Origin of the sequence: Sphingomonas sp. UNC305MFCol5.2 (assembly GCF_000712135.1) — a bacterium.
Classification (GTDB): domain Bacteria; phylum Pseudomonadota; class Alphaproteobacteria; order Sphingomonadales; family Sphingomonadaceae; genus Sphingomonas.
The window spans coordinates 1,007,901-1,023,595 of record NZ_JOOE01000001.1 but is presented as its reverse complement, the minus strand read 5'-3'; the positions used below and the strand labels follow the sequence as shown (position 1 = coordinate 1,023,595).

General features: G+C 67.1%; 14 protein-coding genes. 8 read left to right on the top strand and 6 right to left on the bottom strand.

The window, feature by feature from the left end; all coding sequences use genetic code 11:
• Positions 1-52 precede the first annotated feature (52 nt).
• The gene (locus tag BR78_RS0104940; RefSeq protein ID WP_029935335.1) at positions 53-997 is read right to left on the bottom strand and encodes an SPOR domain-containing protein; all 945 of its coding nucleotides are present in this window, start codon (positions 995-997) and stop codon (positions 53-55) included.
• A 178-nt stretch (positions 998-1,175) separates the two neighbouring features.
• Here BR78_RS0104940 and BR78_RS0104935 point away from each other — a divergent pair, with 178 nt between their 5' ends.
• From BR78_RS0104935 to BR78_RS0104925, 3 genes are read left to right on the top strand one after another with little or no spacing between them, the layout of a single operon-like run.
• Entirely contained in the window at positions 1,176-1,889 is a 714-nt protein-coding gene (locus tag BR78_RS0104935) for a ParA family protein (RefSeq protein ID WP_025494771.1), read from the top strand.
• 11 nt (positions 1,890-1,900) lie between these two features.
• A complete protein-coding gene (locus tag BR78_RS0104930) occupies positions 1,901-2,518 on the top strand; it encodes a hypothetical protein (RefSeq protein WP_029935333.1) in 618 nt (205 codons plus the stop codon).
• A gap of 11 nt (positions 2,519-2,529) precedes the next feature.
• Positions 2,530-3,897 (top strand): SPOR domain-containing protein, encoded by a 1,368-nt coding sequence (locus BR78_RS0104925; RefSeq protein ID WP_029935331.1) that lies wholly within the window; start codon positions 2,530-2,532, stop codon positions 3,895-3,897.
• 189 nt (positions 3,898-4,086) lie between these two features.
• Here BR78_RS0104925 and BR78_RS0104915 read toward each other — a convergent pair whose 3' ends face one another.
• From BR78_RS0104915 to BR78_RS0104895, 5 genes are all read right to left on the bottom strand, one after another.
• On the bottom strand, positions 4,087-5,307 hold the full coding sequence (locus BR78_RS0104915; RefSeq protein WP_029935328.1) for a dihydroorotase: 1,221 nt from the start codon (positions 5,305-5,307) through the stop codon (positions 4,087-4,089).
• Positions 5,304-6,293, bottom strand: a complete 990-nt coding sequence (locus BR78_RS0104910) for an aspartate carbamoyltransferase catalytic subunit (RefSeq protein WP_025494777.1) — start codon at positions 6,291-6,293, stop codon at positions 5,304-5,306. The genes BR78_RS0104915 and BR78_RS0104910 overlap by 4 nt, the downstream gene beginning before the upstream one ends.
• A gap of 55 nt (positions 6,294-6,348) precedes the next feature.
• Positions 6,349-7,278, bottom strand: a complete 930-nt coding sequence (locus tag BR78_RS0104905; protein WP_029935326.1) for a hypothetical protein — start codon at positions 7,276-7,278, stop codon at positions 6,349-6,351.
• Positions 7,279-7,374: 96 nt separating this feature from the next.
• On the bottom strand, positions 7,375-7,836 hold the full coding sequence (gene ruvX / locus BR78_RS0104900; protein WP_029935324.1) for a Holliday junction resolvase RuvX: 462 nt from the start codon (positions 7,834-7,836) through the stop codon (positions 7,375-7,377).
• The gene (locus tag BR78_RS0104895; RefSeq protein WP_029935321.1) at positions 7,833-8,936 is read right to left on the bottom strand and encodes a DUF3089 domain-containing protein; all 1,104 of its coding nucleotides are present in this window, start codon (positions 8,934-8,936) and stop codon (positions 7,833-7,835) included. Before BR78_RS0104895 ends, ruvX begins: the two co-directional genes overlap by 4 nt.
• Positions 8,937-9,178: 242 nt before the next feature.
• Here BR78_RS0104895 and BR78_RS0104890 point away from each other — a divergent pair, with 242 nt between their 5' ends.
• The 5 genes from BR78_RS0104890 (at position 9,179) to BR78_RS0104870 (ending at position 15,690) form a co-directional block, all read left to right on the top strand.
• Positions 9,179-10,939 carry a DUF4153 domain-containing protein gene (locus BR78_RS0104890; protein ID WP_231478156.1) on the top strand — a complete coding sequence of 587 codons (1,761 nt, stop codon included), beginning with the start codon at positions 9,179-9,181 and terminating at the stop codon, positions 10,937-10,939.
• A 42-nt stretch (positions 10,940-10,981) separates the two neighbouring features.
• Complete coding sequence (gene gatC / locus BR78_RS0104885; protein WP_029935318.1) at positions 10,982-11,269, top strand: Asp-tRNA(Asn)/Glu-tRNA(Gln) amidotransferase subunit GatC; 288 nt, start codon at positions 10,982-10,984, stop codon at positions 11,267-11,269.
• Complete coding sequence (gene gatA, locus BR78_RS0104880) at positions 11,266-12,750, top strand: Asp-tRNA(Asn)/Glu-tRNA(Gln) amidotransferase subunit GatA (protein ID WP_029935316.1); 1,485 nt, start codon at positions 11,266-11,268, stop codon at positions 12,748-12,750. Before gatC ends, gatA begins: the two co-directional genes overlap by 4 nt.
• 85 nt (positions 12,751-12,835) lie before the next feature.
• Positions 12,836-14,341 (top strand): Asp-tRNA(Asn)/Glu-tRNA(Gln) amidotransferase subunit GatB, encoded by a 1,506-nt coding sequence (gene gatB / locus BR78_RS0104875; protein ID WP_029935314.1) that lies wholly within the window; start codon positions 12,836-12,838, stop codon positions 14,339-14,341.
• 98 nt (positions 14,342-14,439) lie between these two features.
• Complete coding sequence (locus BR78_RS0104870) at positions 14,440-15,690, top strand: hypothetical protein (protein ID WP_029935312.1); 1,251 nt, start codon at positions 14,440-14,442, stop codon at positions 15,688-15,690.
• Positions 15,691-15,695: the final 5 nt, after the last annotated feature.

The window sequence follows — 15,695 nt, the reverse complement described above, 5'->3', positions numbered from 1 at the left end:
AAACGCACCTCATGCGAGTTTTGTTGCGGCCGCGAAGTGATTTCCCTTCCGGTCAGCGCGCCACGGGAACGCAGGGCTTGACGCTGCCGCAGGCACCGGCGGCGGCCGCGCGCGAGGCGAAGGGGCCGACGAGGAGCTTGGTCAACGCGCCCGCCTTTACGTAATAAGGCTGGCGGCCGGGGAAGCGCCCGCTCACCTGGCTCCAGAGTTTCCGCGCGTTGCCTGGATCGCCGAACGCGCCGAGCTGGACGCGCCAGCCGCCGTCCTGCGCGGGAGCAGGGGTCGCGCGTACTGAAGCGGGTGCGGGTTGCGTCGGGCGTGGCGCAGGGCGTGTGGCCGTGGGCGGCTCGGGGCGCGTGACCGCGAGCGGAGCGGGACGCACATTCTCCGCAACCTCGACCGGCGGGAGCGGGCGGCCGCCCTTGTTGAATTCATCTTCGTATTTGCGCGCGAGCACGAGGCCCTGCTGGCGATCGCCCAGCGGCATATATTGGTCCATCTGCGCGCGCGCCTTGACCGCCGCGTCGAGGCCGGTCGAGGAGGCGCGGACCATCAGTGCATAAGCGCGGACCCAATCCTTCCCGACGCCATCGCCGTTGAACAGCATGATGCCGAGGATGTATTGCGCGCGCGCATCGCCGCGGCTCACTGCACGCTGGAGCCAGGGGACCGCATCGGCGCGCTTGCCGTTCTCGAACAATGCGAGGCCGTAATAGCCCTCGGCCTGTTCATGGCCCTGGAGCGCGGCCTTGCGATACCAGGCCTCGGCCTGTTTGAGGTCGACCGCGACGCCGCGGCCGAGCTTATAGGCCTGGCCCATGTTGAACTGCGCGTCGGCATTGCCCTTGTCCGCGGCGGGGCGCCATTTATCGACCGCGGTGCGATAATCGCCGCGCTCATAAGCGTCGACGCCGGCCTTGACCGGGTCTTCCTGCGCACAGGCCGGGGCCACCAGCAGCAGGGCACCCGCGACGGCGGCCATCCACAGAGACTTCATTCCGAGCACGCTCCACCACCCCACGAAAAGAGATGAATGCCACTTAACGCGCGGCAGGCAAAGATATCCTTACCGACATGGAAACCAGGACGCGTGCCAAGGCGACACGCGTTAACTGCTTCTTATCTACCCCCATGGCATCAGGCACTCTGCACTTATCGAGTTTCCGAGGGGGTTCATGCGCGTTCTAGCGATGGCATCGCAGAAGGGTGGGTCGGGGAAGACCACGCTGTCCGGTCACCTTGCGGTGCAGGCACAGCTGGCCGGCCACGGGCCCGTCGTTCTCATCGATATCGACCCGCAGGGTTCGCTCTCCGACTGGTGGAACGAGCGCGACACGGAGTATCCGGCGTTCGCCCAGACCACCGTCGCGCGGCTCCAGGCGGATCTCGAGGTTCTCCGCCAGCAGGGCTTCCGTCTCGCCGTGATCGACACGCCGCCCGCCATCACCATGGCGATCCAGAGCGTGATCCAAGTCGCCGAGCTGATCGTCATCCCGACGCGTCCGTCGCCCCACGATCTGCGCGCCGTCGGCGCCACGGTCGATCTGTGCGAGCGCGCCGGCAAGCCGCTGATCTTCGTGGTCAACGCCGCGACGCCCAAGGCGCGGATCACTTCGGAAGCCGCGGTCGCGCTGTCGCAGCACGGCACCGTCGCGCCGATCACGCTTCATCACCGCACCGATTTCGCGGCATCGATGATCGACGGCCGCACCGTCATGGAAACCGACCCGCGCGGCAAATCCGCGGGCGAGGTCGCCGGGCTGTGGGCCTATATCTACGACCGGCTCGAGAAGAATTTCCGCCGCACCGTGTTCGCGGCGCCGGCGCAGCCGAGCCAGTTCGGCCAGGCGCCTCGCGCAGGTGGCTTCGGCCGCCGCGTGGTCGGCTGAGGGAGGCGGCGATGATCGGCACCTCCAAACCCCTCGCTTCGCTCTCCTCCAGCCTCCTCGCCCGCAAGGGGCAGGCGCGTCCGGCAATGCGTCCGCAGGGCTTCCTGCAGATGAATACGGGTCCGCAGGAAGATCTCGGCTGGAACGACATGGGCCATGATTTCCAGCCCGCGCCGGTGCAGGTGCCCTATGTCGCCCCGCTCGACGAGGCGATCGAGGCACCCAAGCCCGCCGTGCTCCGCCAGATCGAGGCGCTCGACGAGCAGCTCGCCGCGCCCGTCTATGCGCCCGAGCCGGAACCCGAATTCGTGCCCGAGGCCGAGCCCGATTATGCGCCGCTTCAGGTGCCCGTCCGGAAGATGAAGCGTGAGCCGGTGCTCAAGCACGCGCCCGAAGTTCCGGAAGGCACGCTCGCCCGGGTGGTGCGCGAAGTCGCTTCGAAAAAGACCAAGGCCGCGTTCACGCTGCGCCTCGACCAGGAACGCCATCTCAAGCTCCGCCTCGCATCGGCGATCACCTGCCGCTCGGCGCAGCAGCTGGTCACGCAGGCGCTCGACCAGTTTCTCGAATCGCTCGAGGGCATCGACGCTCTCGCCGGCCAGATCGAACCCGCCGCGAACCGTGGGTGAAGGACATGACCATGAACAGTCGTAAGATGATCAAGTTCGGCCTCTCGGCGCTCGTGCTGGGCGGCGTGGCCGTGACCGGTATCGCGACGCAGGGCTTCACCAGCTCCGCCTTCGCGACTGCGGGCGCCAACGTCAAGAAGGCGGAAGCGGAGGCGAAGGCGGCCGAAAAGGCGATCGCGAAGCGCAAGGGCGGCGACGCCGTCCAGCACGCCGAAGCCGCGGTGGCCAACGATCCGACCAGCGCCGAGTATCGCGCCTTGCTGGGGCAGGCCTATCTGCTCGCAGGCCGCTTCACTTCGGCCTCGCAGGCTCTTACCGACGCGCTGACGCTCGATCCCGCCGATGGCCGCGTGACGCTCAACCTCGTCCTCGCCAAGATCGCGCAGGGCGATTGGCAGGGCGCGCGCACGACGCTGCAGACCAGTGGCGACAAGATTCCCGCGAGCGATCGTGGCCTCGCCTTCGCGCTGGCCGGCGATCCAGTGACTGCGATCGACATTCTCGGCCCCGCGGCGCGCGAAGCGACCGCCACGGCCAAAACCCGCCAGAACCTCGCGCTGAGCCTTGCGCTCGCCGGCCGCTGGAAGCAGGCCAACGAGATCGCGGCGATGGACGTCGCGCCGGACAAGCTCCAGGCGCGGATGATGGAATGGGCGCGCTTCTCGCGACCGACCAACGCTTATGACCAGGTCGCGTCGCTGTTGAACGTGGTGCCGGTGCGGGACGGCGGCCAACCGGTCGCGCTAGCGCTTTCGCAGCAGCCCAATGTCGCCGTGGCGGCAGTGGCTCCGGCCGACCCCGTCGATGCCTATATGCCCGGTGTGCCGCAGGGCGCGGAGCAGGCTGTCGCCGAGGCACCCGTCGAAGTCGCCGCCGCACCCGCTCCGGAAGCGCAGCCCGAGCCGCAGCAGGTTGCCGGAACCGGCCCGCAGGTGGTGTTCGGCCCGCGCGCCGAAGTGGTCCAGCAGATCCGCGTCGCCGCGCGGGCGCCCGCGCCGGTCGCCGCCAAGGCCCCGGTTCGCGTCGCCAAGGCTTCGCCTGCCGTCGCGGCTCCCGTCGCCGCGGCGAAGGCCAAGCCCGGCAATTACTATGTCCAGCTCGGTGCTTATGAGAACGCCGAAGTCGCCCGCGACGGCTGGGCGCGGCACGCCAACCGCGTTCCCGCGCTTCGCGGCGAGACTCCGCAGGGCGTCAAGTTCTCGACCGCGGCGGGCAATTTCTACCGCCTCTCGGTCGGCGGCTTCGACCGCGCCGGTGCGGCCTCGCTCTGTCGCCAGGTGCGCGCGAGCGGCAGCCCCTGTTTCGTCCGTATGGGCGCCGGCGACAGCGTCGCCGCCTGGGTCAAGGGCGGCGGTCGCGCGCAGGTCGCCGCGCGCTGAGCCGAACAGATTTCGTCACGGAAAGGCCGGGGCTCGCGCTCCGGCCTTTTTCGTTAGAGGTCAGGCGCGCGTCATCCAGAACACGACGACGGCGACGATCAGTATGAAGCTGCCCAACAATGCCAACTGCACCTTCCAGGGCAGAATATCGAACAGCGTCTCGAAGATGGGCCCCCACATCCGCGCCTCCTATTCGACCTGCGCCCCGCCCTTGTAGAGGCTCAGCACCTTGCCCTGGACGGGCAGGCGATCAAACGGGGTGTTGCCGGCGCGGGCGACCATGCGCTCGGCCTCGATCTGCCAGGGCGCGCCGGAATCCAGGACGATCAGGTCGGCGGGGGCGCCGGGCTCGAGCGTGCCGGTCTTCAACCCGAGAATCTTCGCGGGATTGGCGGCGAGCAATGCGAACAGGCGCTCGATCGGGATCAGCCCGTCGCGCACCAGCCCCAGCGATAGCGCCAGCAGAGTCTCCGCGCCCGACATGCCGGGCTCGGCATCGACGAAGGGCAGGCGCTTCGCTTCGGGGCCGCGGGGATCGTGGCCCGAGGCGATCACGTCGATCGTGCCGTCCTTGACTGCCGCAAGCGCCGCCTGGCGATCGCTTTCGTCCCGCAGCGGGGGCGAGAGGCGCGCGAAGGTCCGGAAATCGCTCATCGCGATGTCCGACAGCAACAGATGCGCGGGGGTGATGCCGCACGTGACGCGGACGCCCCGGCGCTTGGCGGCCCGGATCAGGTCGAACGCCGCGGCGGTGGTCACCTGGCGGAAATGGATGCGCGCGCCGGTCTCCTCGGCGAGCATCAGGTCGCGCGCTACGGCGAGCGCCTCGGCGATGGCGGGAGCGGCGGGGAGGCCGTGGCGCGTGGCGGTCTCGCCCTCGGTCGCGACGGCGCCGTCGGTCAAGCCGCCATCTTCGGCATGCACGACCACCACCAGGCCGATGTCGCGGGCGTAGGCGAGCACCTTGCGCATCGTCGCCGACGAGGCGATCCAGCCGCGTCCGGTGGCGACGGCGCGCGCGCCCGCCGAGGCGTTGATCGCCATCTCGCCGAGATCCTGGCCGTCGAGGGCGCGCGTCGCGGCGGCGAGCGGATGGACCCAGAGCGCAGGCTTTCCCGAGAGCGCCGCCCGGCGGATGATGCCGGGATCGTCGAGCACCGGCGATTGATCGGGCATCAGCCCGACGCGGGCTATGCCGCCGGCGCGGCAGGCGGCCCGGTCGACCGCGAAGACGCCGAGATCGATCAATGCGGGTGCGAGCGTCTTGCCGGCGAGATCGATCACCTGCGCGTCGCCGGCGACCTCGAGGCTGCCCGTTGCGGCGATGGTCTCGCCGTCGACCAGCAGATCGCCGGTGCTGACGCCGCCGACGGGGCAGACGAGCCGGGCATTGCGGAAAACGGTCTTCATGCCCAGCCCTCCACGCCACGCTCGCCGCGCGTGAGCACATCGAGACAGGCCATGCGGACGGCGACGCCCATCTCGACCTGCTCGGTGATCGCGCTGCGCTCCGGGTGATCGGCGACCGAGGATTCGATCTCGACGCCGCGGTTCATCGGCCCCGGGTGCATCACCAGGGCATCGGGTTTGGCGCGCGCCAGCCGCTCCGGCGTGAGGCCGTAGCGCATGTGGAATTCGCGAGTGGAGGGGATGTAGCCGCCCGCCATCCGCTCGTTCTGGACGCGGAGCATCATGACCACGTCGGCGCCTTCCAGCGCGGCGTCGAAATCGGTGAAAGGCTGGACATACATCCGCTCGATCGCGGCGGGCATCAAGGTCGAGGGTGCGACGACCCGGACTTCGGCGGCGAGCGCGGTGAGCGCCAGCATGTTCGAGCGGGCGACACGGCTGTGGAGGATGTCGCCGCAGATCACCACGCGCTGGCCGGCGACCGATCCCCGGCGACGGCGGATGGTGAGTGCGTCGAGCAGGGCCTGGGTGGGATGCTCGTGCCAGCCGTCGCCGGCGTTGAGCACCGGACAATCGACCTTCTCGGCGATCAGGTCGACCGCGCCCGAGCTCATGTGACGGATGACGATCACGTCGGCGCGCATCGCGTTGAGCGTCACGGCGGTATCGATCAGCGTCTCGCCCTTTTTCACCGAGCTTTGCGCGGCATGCATGTTGACGACGTCGGCGCCCAGCCGTTTCCCGGCGATCTCGAACGAGAGCAGGGTCCGCGTCGAATTCTCGAAGAAGGCATTGATCTGGGTGAGGCCTTCGAGGCGCTTGTCGCTCTTGGCACGCGTGCGGTTCGCCTCGACCCATTGCTCGGCCTCGTCGAGCAGGAAGACGATCTCGTGTGGCTGGAGTCCCGCGATGCCGGTGAGGTGCCGGTGCGGGAAGGCGGCGCGGCCGGGAAGCTGGGCCGCGGGGCTGTGATCGGAAGCTTGCATTAAAGCTGCGGCCTAGACCGGGATGCGTGGAGTGGCAAGCGGCCGCGGCCGCGGATCAGTCCGGCTTATTCTTGCCAGCGTCCTTGTCAGCGTCCTTCTCGTCGTCCGGAGTCTTCTCGCCCTTCGCCGATCGGACGAGTTTCCACCATGCCGCGAACAGGGCGGCGAGCGCGAGCAATATGCCGGTGACGAGCTTGATCCAGGTCGGCGCTTCGGTCAGCCCGTCGCGCACGCGATCATACCACGCCACCTTGACGTCTACTGTGCGCGTCTCGACCGTGCTGCCGAGCACGACGCGCTCGCCATTGGCCATCACGCCCTCGACCGCGGTCTTCACTGCGAGCGCATAATTGGTGCCACGAAGCGGCGTGACTTCCCACTCCCAGCTCGTGGTGCTCCCCGGCCGTAGTACCTGCGAGGCCGGGCTCTTGGGCTCGATCTTGAAGCCTTGGCCGATCAGTTCGGCGCGCATGTCGCGTCCGACGAGCGGGCTATATTGCTCGGTCTCGCCCGGGAGCGCGTCGACCACCTCGGCGGGGGCGGGGCCCTTGCTGATGGGACGTGCGGCGATGCGACTGGGCGCGGGCGACGGCGTCGGGGTTTCGAGAGTCGCGCTGGCATTCTCAGGGACGGTGGCGTTGTCCGAGGCGTTCTTCACCGCCGGCTCGCCGCCGCTACCGGGATCCTCCATCGGGGGCGGTTCGAGCGAGATAGCGAGCTCGATCATCGTCGCCTTGCCCCGCGTCATCGGTGGCACGTTGAACGCAGCGGTGCCCTTCTTCGCCTCGGCGGCGGTCGCGGTCAGATCCTCGCAGTCTTCGCGGGTGGTGCGGCGATTGATCTCACGGCAGAAGATCATCTCGCCCGCGACTTGCGCATTGGCGACGATCACATTGTCTTCGCTGGTGTTGCGCGCTTCCCTGCGGGCTTCGTTGCAGCCGGCCAGCAAGAGCAGTATCGCGCCCGTCAGAAGCTGCTTGTGCATCGGACCATCCCCCGCAGATCCAAGGCTTCCCTATACATGAGTTTCGCGCGTCGGCAAAGTTACCGGAAGGTCAGCCCGACAACATTCAAATATTGTTCAGACGTTGACCAAGGCGTCGATGGCCGCCTGAAGGATATGTGCCGCGGCCATATTGTCGATCATCTCGGCGCGGCGGGCGCGGCTGAAATCTTGCTCGATCAGGGTGCGCTCGACCGCGACGGTGGACCAGCGCTCGTCCCAGAGCAGGATCGGGAAGCCCATATCGTCGAGATTGCGCGCGAAGGCGCGGGTCGATTGGGTGCGCGGGCTGTCGCTGCCGTCGAGATTGAGCGGCAGGCCGATGACGAGGCCCTTCACGTGCTGCTGTCCGATCAGTTCGGCGAGCGCCGCCTTGTCCTTGGTGAATTTGGTGCGGCGGATGAGCGAAGCGGGGCTGGCGAAGCTCCAGCCGGCGTCGCACAATGCCGTGCCGATCGTCTTCGTTCCGACATCGAGCCCGATCAGGCGGCCGCCCGCAGGCAGCGCGGCACGGAACTCGGCGGAGGCGGTGGTGATCATTTCTTGAATGCCGCCAGCCGGCGCTCTGCATCCTGGCGGACATTCGCCCAGAACAGGCTGTAGTCGAACACATGGTAATTGTTGCCGGGCAGGACATATTGGCCGAAATCGGGCGGCGTGCGGCCGATCGTGACGAAGCCGCGGCCGTCGCAACGCGCAGGGACGCGTCCGGTGACGAGTTGTGCCGATTGGAAGCTCATATCCGGGATGAGCGTGCCGAGATTGGCCTCCGCCGGGGCCGAACCCCCGGGCTTGCCGGTGAGCGGGTTGATGCAGATCATCGACGTCCCCGCGCGGGGCTTGCCGGTGAAGCCGGTGGTCGCATCGAACGTGTCGAGGATCAGCGAGGGATCGGCGGGCTCGGCGAAGCTCTGCCAGGAGAGGATGCAGCCCGTCTCGTCGGGGCGCGAGCAGGCTGGGAGCCCCATTTTGGGCAGGTCCGCAGTGATCGAAACCGGCCAGCCGACGACATAGGCGGCGATCACGCGCTTCGCGAGGGGCGTGCCGGCGACGCGATCGACGAGCAGGCGCGAGAGGTGGAGCGCGCCCTGGCTGTGGCCGGCGAGGAGGATCGGGCGGTTGCCGGCCTCCTTCACGAACTGATCGAACGCGGCGAGCACGTCGCGATAGGCGAAATCGAGCGCGTGCTGCGCGCTTGCGTTGCTGGTGAGGAAGGCGCCGAAGGTCGCCTGGCGGTAGCGCGGTGCCCAGATTTCGCCGACCGAGTTGAACGCGCTCGCCTGACCGCGCAGAAACAGAGCGGCGCGGTTGTTGGCGTCCATATTGTCGAGCGGGGCATTCCACGTCTTGGTGTCGAGGAACGAAGTGGGGTGGACGAAGAACACCGCGGCCTCGGGCTTTTCCGCGGGTTTGAAGCCTTCGGGAGTCCAGAGCGCGGGATTGCCGGGCTTGTCGGGGCGGGCGATCCACATATCGGCGCGGGCATAGGCAGCGCGATCGGGCGGCGGCAGCGCGACGGCATCGCCGGCCGGCACCATGAACTGGCGCATCAGCTGGACGCCATAGAAGCGATAGGCAAAGGCGGCGGCGAGCGCGAGCACGATCAGGACTGCGACGACATACAGGAACTTCCGGGCCAAGCGCACTCTCCATTGTGCGATGCAACATAAACGGGTGGCGTTGCAATCGCGTTCCCGTGGCGCACGCTTGTGCAGGATGCAACTGCGTTGACGGATGGCCGCAGCCGAAGAATGGTCCGGCCGGGGGAACGGATCGGCGATGCTCAGGAAAAGCTCAGCATTCGATCATGCCGCGGGGGCCGGTTTCCGCCTAGTCGCGCGCTTCAACAGGACGGAGATCGGCAATGCAGGGGGATGAAGCGATGACGGAGGCTAGCTGGGCAATGCGGCCGCTGATCCTCGGGGGGATCGGGCTTGCTGCCGGATTCGTGGTGCATCTCATCATCGGCGCCGGCTTCCACAACAATCTTTCGACGATGCAGGCCAGTTCGGCGACCGGCGTGGTGCTCGCGGCTGGGCTGACCGGCTTCACGCTCGAACGGCGGCTATGGTGGTGGTCGCTGCTGTTCGCGGTCGGGCTCGCCTTGGTCGGCGCGCTGGTGGTGGCGTGGAACGGCACGCCCGAGGACTGGAGCGTCGGCGAAGGCTGGCGGATGATCAGCCTGCTGCTCGCAGTGGCGGTCGCGGCGCCCTTGTTCCAGGCGGCGCGCGACGAGGGGACGCGGCGCTTTCCCTATCAATCGGTGCACGATCATGCCTGGACCAATGTGGTGCTGTGGTGCGCGTGCTGGGTCTTCGTGGCGATCGTCTTCGCGCTGGCGTGGCTGCTGGCGCTGCTATTCGACCTGATCAAGATCGATTTCCTCAAGGAGCTGCTCGAAAAGGACTGGTTTTGGCGTTCGCTGATCGGGCTCGCCTTCGGCGCCGCGCTGGGGCTGCTGCGCGAGCATGACGGCGTGGTGCGGCTGCTCCAGCGCGTGGTGGCGATGGTGCTGGCGGTGCTCGCGCCGGTGCTCGCGGTCGGGCTGGTGCTGTTCGTCCTGGCGCTGCCCATCACCGGACTGAACGCATTGTGGGAGGCGACCAAATCGACCACGCCGATCCTGCTGTTCTGCGTGGTCGGCGCGCTGATCCTCGCCAACGCAGTGATCGGCAACGCACCCGATCAGGAGCGGCGCTTCCCGCTGCTGCGCTACGGCGCGATGGGGCTGGCGGCAGTGATGCTGCCGCTGGCGGTGCTCGCGGCGGTCGCGATCGGGCTGCGTATCGGGCAATATGGCTTCACGCCCGAACGGCTATGGGCGGTGGTGTTCGTCGCGCTCGCCTGCCTGTGGGGAGCGGCCTATCTGGTGGCGCTGGTGCTGGGACGGCTCGACTGGGCGGCGCGGGTGCGGCCGATGAATCTGGTGCTCGCCTTCTTGGTGTGCGGCGTCGCGCTGGTCCTGGCGACGCCGCTGGTGAGCTTCAACGCGATCTCCACGCGTGACCAGCTCGCTCGGCTCGAATCGGGCAAGGTGACGCCCGATCAATTTGATTGGCGCGCTCTGGCGTTCGACTTCGGCGCGCCGGGGCGGGCGGCACTCAAGAAGCTGCAGACATCGGCGAATCCGGCCATCAAGACTCGCGCCAACGAAGTCGCCAAGGCCGAGCGGCGCTGGGACGTCAAGGACGCCAGCGAGGAAACCAGGAAACGCACCGAGGTGGCTGCCAACACGCGGACGCTGCAGCCGGGCCGCGCACTTCCCGGGGGACTGCTCGACGCGATCGGGGAGAGCTATAATTGCACGCGCCAGGAGAAATGCGGCGTGCTGCTGACCAGCGAAACCGAAGCGCTCGTGTTCACGGACTCCTGTTTTGCGGCGCCGGGTCCGGCCCCGACGCCCTCCGCGACGGCAGGAGGCAAGGGGCCGCTCCCGCCGCTCTTGCGTTTTGGTTGCCGGAATGGTGACCGTTATCATCTCGAAGACGGCAGGTGGAAGCAGGGGCCGGCCCCGCGGGCGGCGACGGAGGAAGACCTCAAGACAATTGCGGCCGGCTATGCCGCGCGCAATGTGGAGATCCGGGAAGTGCCACGCCGGCAGGTCTATGTCGGCGGCGTGCCGGTTGGCGATCCGTTCGAATAGCAATGCTTGAAGGGCAGGGGCGCGGATGCTAGCCGCGCCCTCATGTCCGTAGACACTGCAACCGTGAAGAAGGTGGCCAGCCTCGCCCGGATCGCGATCAGCGATGCCGATGCCGAGCGCCTTGCGCCAGAGCTCAACAACATCCTCGGCTGGATCGAGCAATTGGGCGAGGTCGATACGTCGGCCGTCGAGCCGATGACCGCCGTGATCCCCAACACGCTCCGGCTTCGCGAAGACGTAGTCACCGAGGGCCGGCAGCGCGACGCCGTCCTCCAGAACGCGCCGCAGGGCGAGCACGGCTTTTTCACCGTGCCGAAGGTGGTCGAATGAGCGACATCACCGATCTGGGGATCGCGCAGCTGCGCGACGGCGTCCGTGCAGGGACCTTCTCGGCGCGCGAAGTCGCCGATGCGTTCGTGGTCAAGGTGAGCAAGGCCAAGGCGCTCAACGCATTCATCGTCGAAACGCCGGACCACGCCATTGCCTCTGCCAAGGAAGCCGATGCCGCGCGCGCGGCGGGCGAGACGCTCAAGCCGCTCGCCGGCGTACCGATCGGCATGAAGGACCTGTTCGCCACCAAAGGCGTGCAGACCACTGCCGCGAGCCACATCCTCGAAGGCTTCAAGCCGGTCTATGAATCGACCGTGTCGCAGCGGCTTTGGGATGCCGGCGCGGGCATGCTCGGCAAGCTCAACATGGACCAGTTCGCGATGGGCTCGTCCAACGAGACCAGCTATTTCGGCAACGTGATCTCGCCGTGGCGGCGCGGGGGCGGGGACAATGCCCCGCTGGCGCCGGGCGGCTCCTCGGGTGGCAGTTCGGCGGCGATCGCTGCGCGGGTGGTGCCCGGCGCGACGGGTACCGATACCGGCGGCTCGATCCGTCAACCCGCGGCGTTCACCGGCATCAGCGGCATCAAGCCGACCTATGGCCGCTGCTCGCGCTGGGGCGTGGTGGCGTTCGCCTCGTCGCTCGATCAGGCCGGGCCGATGGCGCGGTCGGTGCAGGATTGCGCGATCCTGCTCGAGAGCATGGCGGGGTTCGATCCCAAGGATTCGACGTCGCTCGAATTGCCGGTGCCGAAATGGGAGGCGAACCTCTCGGGAAGCCTGCGCGGCAAGAAGATCGGTATTCCCAGGGAATATCGCGTCGACGGCATGCCGCCCGAGATCGAGGCGCTATGGCAGCAGGGCATCGACTGGGTGAAGGACGCCGGCGCCGAAGTGGTCGAGGTGTCGCTCCCGCACACCAAATACGCACTCCCGGCTTATTACATCATCGCGCCGGCCGAAGCCTCGTCCAACCTCGCCCGCTACGACGGTGTCCGTTACGGCCTGCGCGAGCTGGCCGAGGGGCAGAATCTTCAGGACATGTACGCCGCGACCCGCGCCGCCGGCTTCGGCGACGAGGTCAAGCGCCGCATCCTGATCGGCACCTATGTGCTCTCGGCGGGCTTTTACGACGCTTATTACACCCAGGCGCAGAAGGTCCGCACGCTGATCGCGCGCGACTTCGAGAACGCATGGATGGAATGCGACCTGCTGCTCACGCCGACCGCTCCGAGCGCCGCGTTCGCGCTGGGCGAGAAATCGGCCGATCCGCTGGCGATGTACTTGAACGACGTATTCACCGTGCCGAGCTCGCTTGCCGGGCTTCCGGCGATGAGCGTGCCGGGCGGGCTCGACAAAGGCGGGCTGCCGCTGGGCCTCCAGATCATCGGCAAGCCGCTCGACGAGCAAGGCGTACTCGACGCCGGGCTGGCGATCGAGCAGCGTGCCGGGTTCACGGCACGGCCGGAGAGCTGGTGGTAGGTGTTGCAGTGCTCCTGCGAAAGCAGGAGCCTAGGGGTGCTTGGCACTGGGTTCCTGCTTTCGCAGGAACACTGGGAAAGTTGATATGACCGAAACTAGTTACCGCATTCAGGGCGACACCGGCGAATGGGAGGTCGTGATCGGCCTCGAGGTGCACGCGCAGGTGACCTCCAACGCCAAGCTCTTCTCGGGCGCGGCCACAGAGTTCGGTGCCGAGCCCAACAGCCAGGTGTCGCTGATCGACGCCGCGATGCCCGGCATGCTGCCTACGCCCAACAAGGAGTGCATCCGCCAGGCGGTGCGCACCGGCATGGCGCTGGGCGCGGTGATCAACAAATATTCGCGGTTCGACCGGAAGAATTATTTCTACGCCGATCTGCCGCAGGGCTATCAGATCAGCCAGCTCTACCATCCGATCGTCGGTGAGGGGCGGATCGAGATCAGCCTCGACGAGAAGGACCCCGAGGCCTTCACCAAGGAAATCGGGATCGAGCGCATCCATGTCGAGCAGGATGCCGGCAAATTGATGCACGACCAGCATCCGACGCGGAGCTATGTCGATCTCAATCGCGCGGGCGTCGCGCTGATGGAGATCGTCAGCCGGCCGGACATGCGTTCGCCTGCCGAGGCGGGGGCTTACGTCAAGAAGCTGCGCTCGATTCTGAGGTACGTCGGCTCGTGCGACGGCAATATGGAAGAAGGATCGATGCGCGCCGACGTCAATGTCAGCGTGCGCAAACCGGGCGACGAGTTCGGCACGCGGACCGAGACCAAGAACGTCAATTCGGTACGCTTCGTGATGGCGGCGATCGAATATGAGGCGCGTCGTCAGGTCGAAGTGCTCGAGAGCGGGGGGCGGATCGTCCAGGAGACGCGGCTGTTCGATCCCGATCGCGGCGAGACGCGCTCGATGCGCTCGAAGGAAGACGCACACGATTATCGCTATTTCCCCGATCCCGATCTGCTGCCGTTGGTGCTCGACGACGCGTTCCTCGACGCATGCAAGGCGAGCCTGCCCGAACTGCCCGACGCCAAGCGCCGCCGCTACGAGAGCGATCTCGGGCTGAGCGCATACAATGCCGCGGTGCTGACGGCCGATGCCGAGACCGCGCGCTGGTTCGAGGCGCTGCTGGCCGAATCGGCGCGTGTGCAGGCCAAAGGCGAGCAGGAAGTCGCGCGGCCCGCGGCCAACTGGCTGATCTCGGACCTGTACGGGGCGCTCAATCGCCTCGGCAAGGAGCTTGGCGAGAGCCCGGTGAGCCCGGTGCAGGGCGCCGAATTGCTGGCACTGGTGGCCGACGGTACGATCTCGGGACCGCTCGCCAAGCAGGTGTTCGAGATCATGCTCGAGACCGGCGACAGCGCGCCGAAGATCGTCGAGGATCGCGGACTCAAGCAGACCAGCGACACCGGCGCGATCGAGGCTGTGATCGCTGAAGTGCTGGCGAAGAATCCTGGCCAGCTCGAACAGTATCGCGGCGGCAAGGAGGCCCTGTTCGGCTTCTTCGTCGGCCAGACGATGAAGGCGATGGGCGGCAAGGCCAACCCCGCGGTGGTCAACGAACTGCTCAAGAAGGCGCTGGCGGGCTAGGGCTCCGCGGGACTCGCCCCCGCGAAGCACTTTTCATTTCGGCACCGTTCCCATATCTTCGTGACTGCGCATGTGCGCAGACCGGGGGGAGGGGTTTGATGGCAGCTTTGGCGGAGGCGGAAGACGCCGCGGAATCGATCGGCAGCAATCTTGCCGAGGCTGTGGTCGGGCCGGTCGCGAGCTTCGCTTTCGGCCAGCTCCTTTCGGCGACCGGGATCACCACCGACAGCCAGGCGCAAATGAGCGCGCAGCTCGATGCGATCATCTCCGCCATCGCGACGCTGCAGACGACGATCGACGCGTTTCGGACCGCATTCGACAGCGCCATCACCCAGGTGAATTACGATGTGGTTGCGCAGCCGCTCGACGACCTGATCGCGACGAACGCAACGCTGGGCGGTCTGTTCAAGGATCTCGCCGACCGCGACCCCGGCGATACGGACGGCATCGCCAATACCAAGAAGCTGATCCGGGCCGAGATGGACAAGTCGATCGCCGACGCGCCTGCCACCTGGAACAACGCGCTGGCCGGTGCGGCGGGCACCACTTCGGTGCTGGTGGCCTGGAATCGCGTCGTGCACACGCATTATGAATTCTTCGGCCCGGATGCCGCCGGCGCGATCCAGAAGCATTGGGCCTATCTCGACAGCCAGCAGGCACAAGCGGTGATGCACTGCGTCGAATATCTCAACGACCAGGGGGATCACGATGGAGCGCTGCGGACGCTGGCCGACTGGCAAACCAACCGCACCGCCCAGCTCGGCTTGCTGCGCGGGATGCGCGACGCGGTGGACAATTTCCAGTGGGCGAATCCGACCGACAAGACGGTCTCGACGGTCTCGACACCGGTCAAGTCGCTGCCGCCCAATGTGGTGATCACCACCGTGCCCGACGGCGTCAGGATGTTCTGCCTGATCATCAGCGCATGGGTCCAGCACGGCGACAGTGACGATGTCAGCACCTTCAACGGCGGGCTGCCGCCGCTCGAAAGTGCCGTGCATTGGCAGACCGGCTGCTGGAACTGGAGCGTCATGCCCATTCCCGAATTGATCGACGCCCTGAATCACTTCGGGGGAAACGTCGGCGGCGGCGGTGCGGATTATTTCGCGGATGCCCTGAAGCAACATGGCTTCACTGTTCCCGACGGGGTGCGCCTCTGGTCCGACGTCACTCGCGACGCCTACGGCAATCCCCAGAATCAGGACGGCTATTACGGCACCCGGTCGATATTCGTCGACGGCGACAGCTGGTGGAACCCGTCGACCAATTGGGGCGACAATGCCTGCATCTTGTTCCAGCGGAGCCTAGATAGCGGCGAGGCCGACAATTATTGGTATGCCAACGCCTGACCCGG

Coding starts and splice junctions, on each gene's coding strand:
- gatB (WP_029935314.1), top strand. CDS start 12,836: ATGACCGAAACTAGTTACCGCATTCAGGGCGACACCGGCGAATGGGAG.
- BR78_RS0104940 (WP_029935335.1), bottom strand. CDS start 997: ATGAAGTCTCTGTGGATGGCCGCCGTCGCGGGTGCCCTGCTGCTGGTG.
- gatA (WP_029935316.1), top strand. CDS start 11,266: ATGAGCGACATCACCGATCTGGGGATCGCGCAGCTGCGCGACGGCGTC.
- gatC (WP_029935318.1), top strand. CDS start 10,982: ATGTCCGTAGACACTGCAACCGTGAAGAAGGTGGCCAGCCTCGCCCGG.
- ruvX (WP_029935324.1), bottom strand. CDS start 7,836: ATGATCACCACCGCCTCCGCCGAGTTCCGTGCCGCGCTGCCTGCGGGC.
- BR78_RS0104890 (WP_231478156.1), top strand. CDS start 9,179: ATGACGGAGGCTAGCTGGGCAATGCGGCCGCTGATCCTCGGGGGGATC.
- BR78_RS0104910 (WP_025494777.1), bottom strand. CDS start 6,293: ATGCAAGCTTCCGATCACAGCCCCGCGGCCCAGCTTCCCGGCCGCGCC.
- BR78_RS0104915 (WP_029935328.1), bottom strand. CDS start 5,307: ATGAAGACCGTTTTCCGCAATGCCCGGCTCGTCTGCCCCGTCGGCGGC.
- BR78_RS0104870 (WP_029935312.1), top strand. CDS start 14,440: ATGGCAGCTTTGGCGGAGGCGGAAGACGCCGCGGAATCGATCGGCAGC.
- BR78_RS0104930 (WP_029935333.1), top strand. CDS start 1,901: ATGATCGGCACCTCCAAACCCCTCGCTTCGCTCTCCTCCAGCCTCCTC.
- BR78_RS0104935 (WP_025494771.1), top strand. CDS start 1,176: ATGCGCGTTCTAGCGATGGCATCGCAGAAGGGTGGGTCGGGGAAGACC.
- BR78_RS0104925 (WP_029935331.1), top strand. CDS start 2,530: ATGAACAGTCGTAAGATGATCAAGTTCGGCCTCTCGGCGCTCGTGCTG.
- BR78_RS0104905 (WP_029935326.1), bottom strand. CDS start 7,278: ATGCACAAGCAGCTTCTGACGGGCGCGATACTGCTCTTGCTGGCCGGC.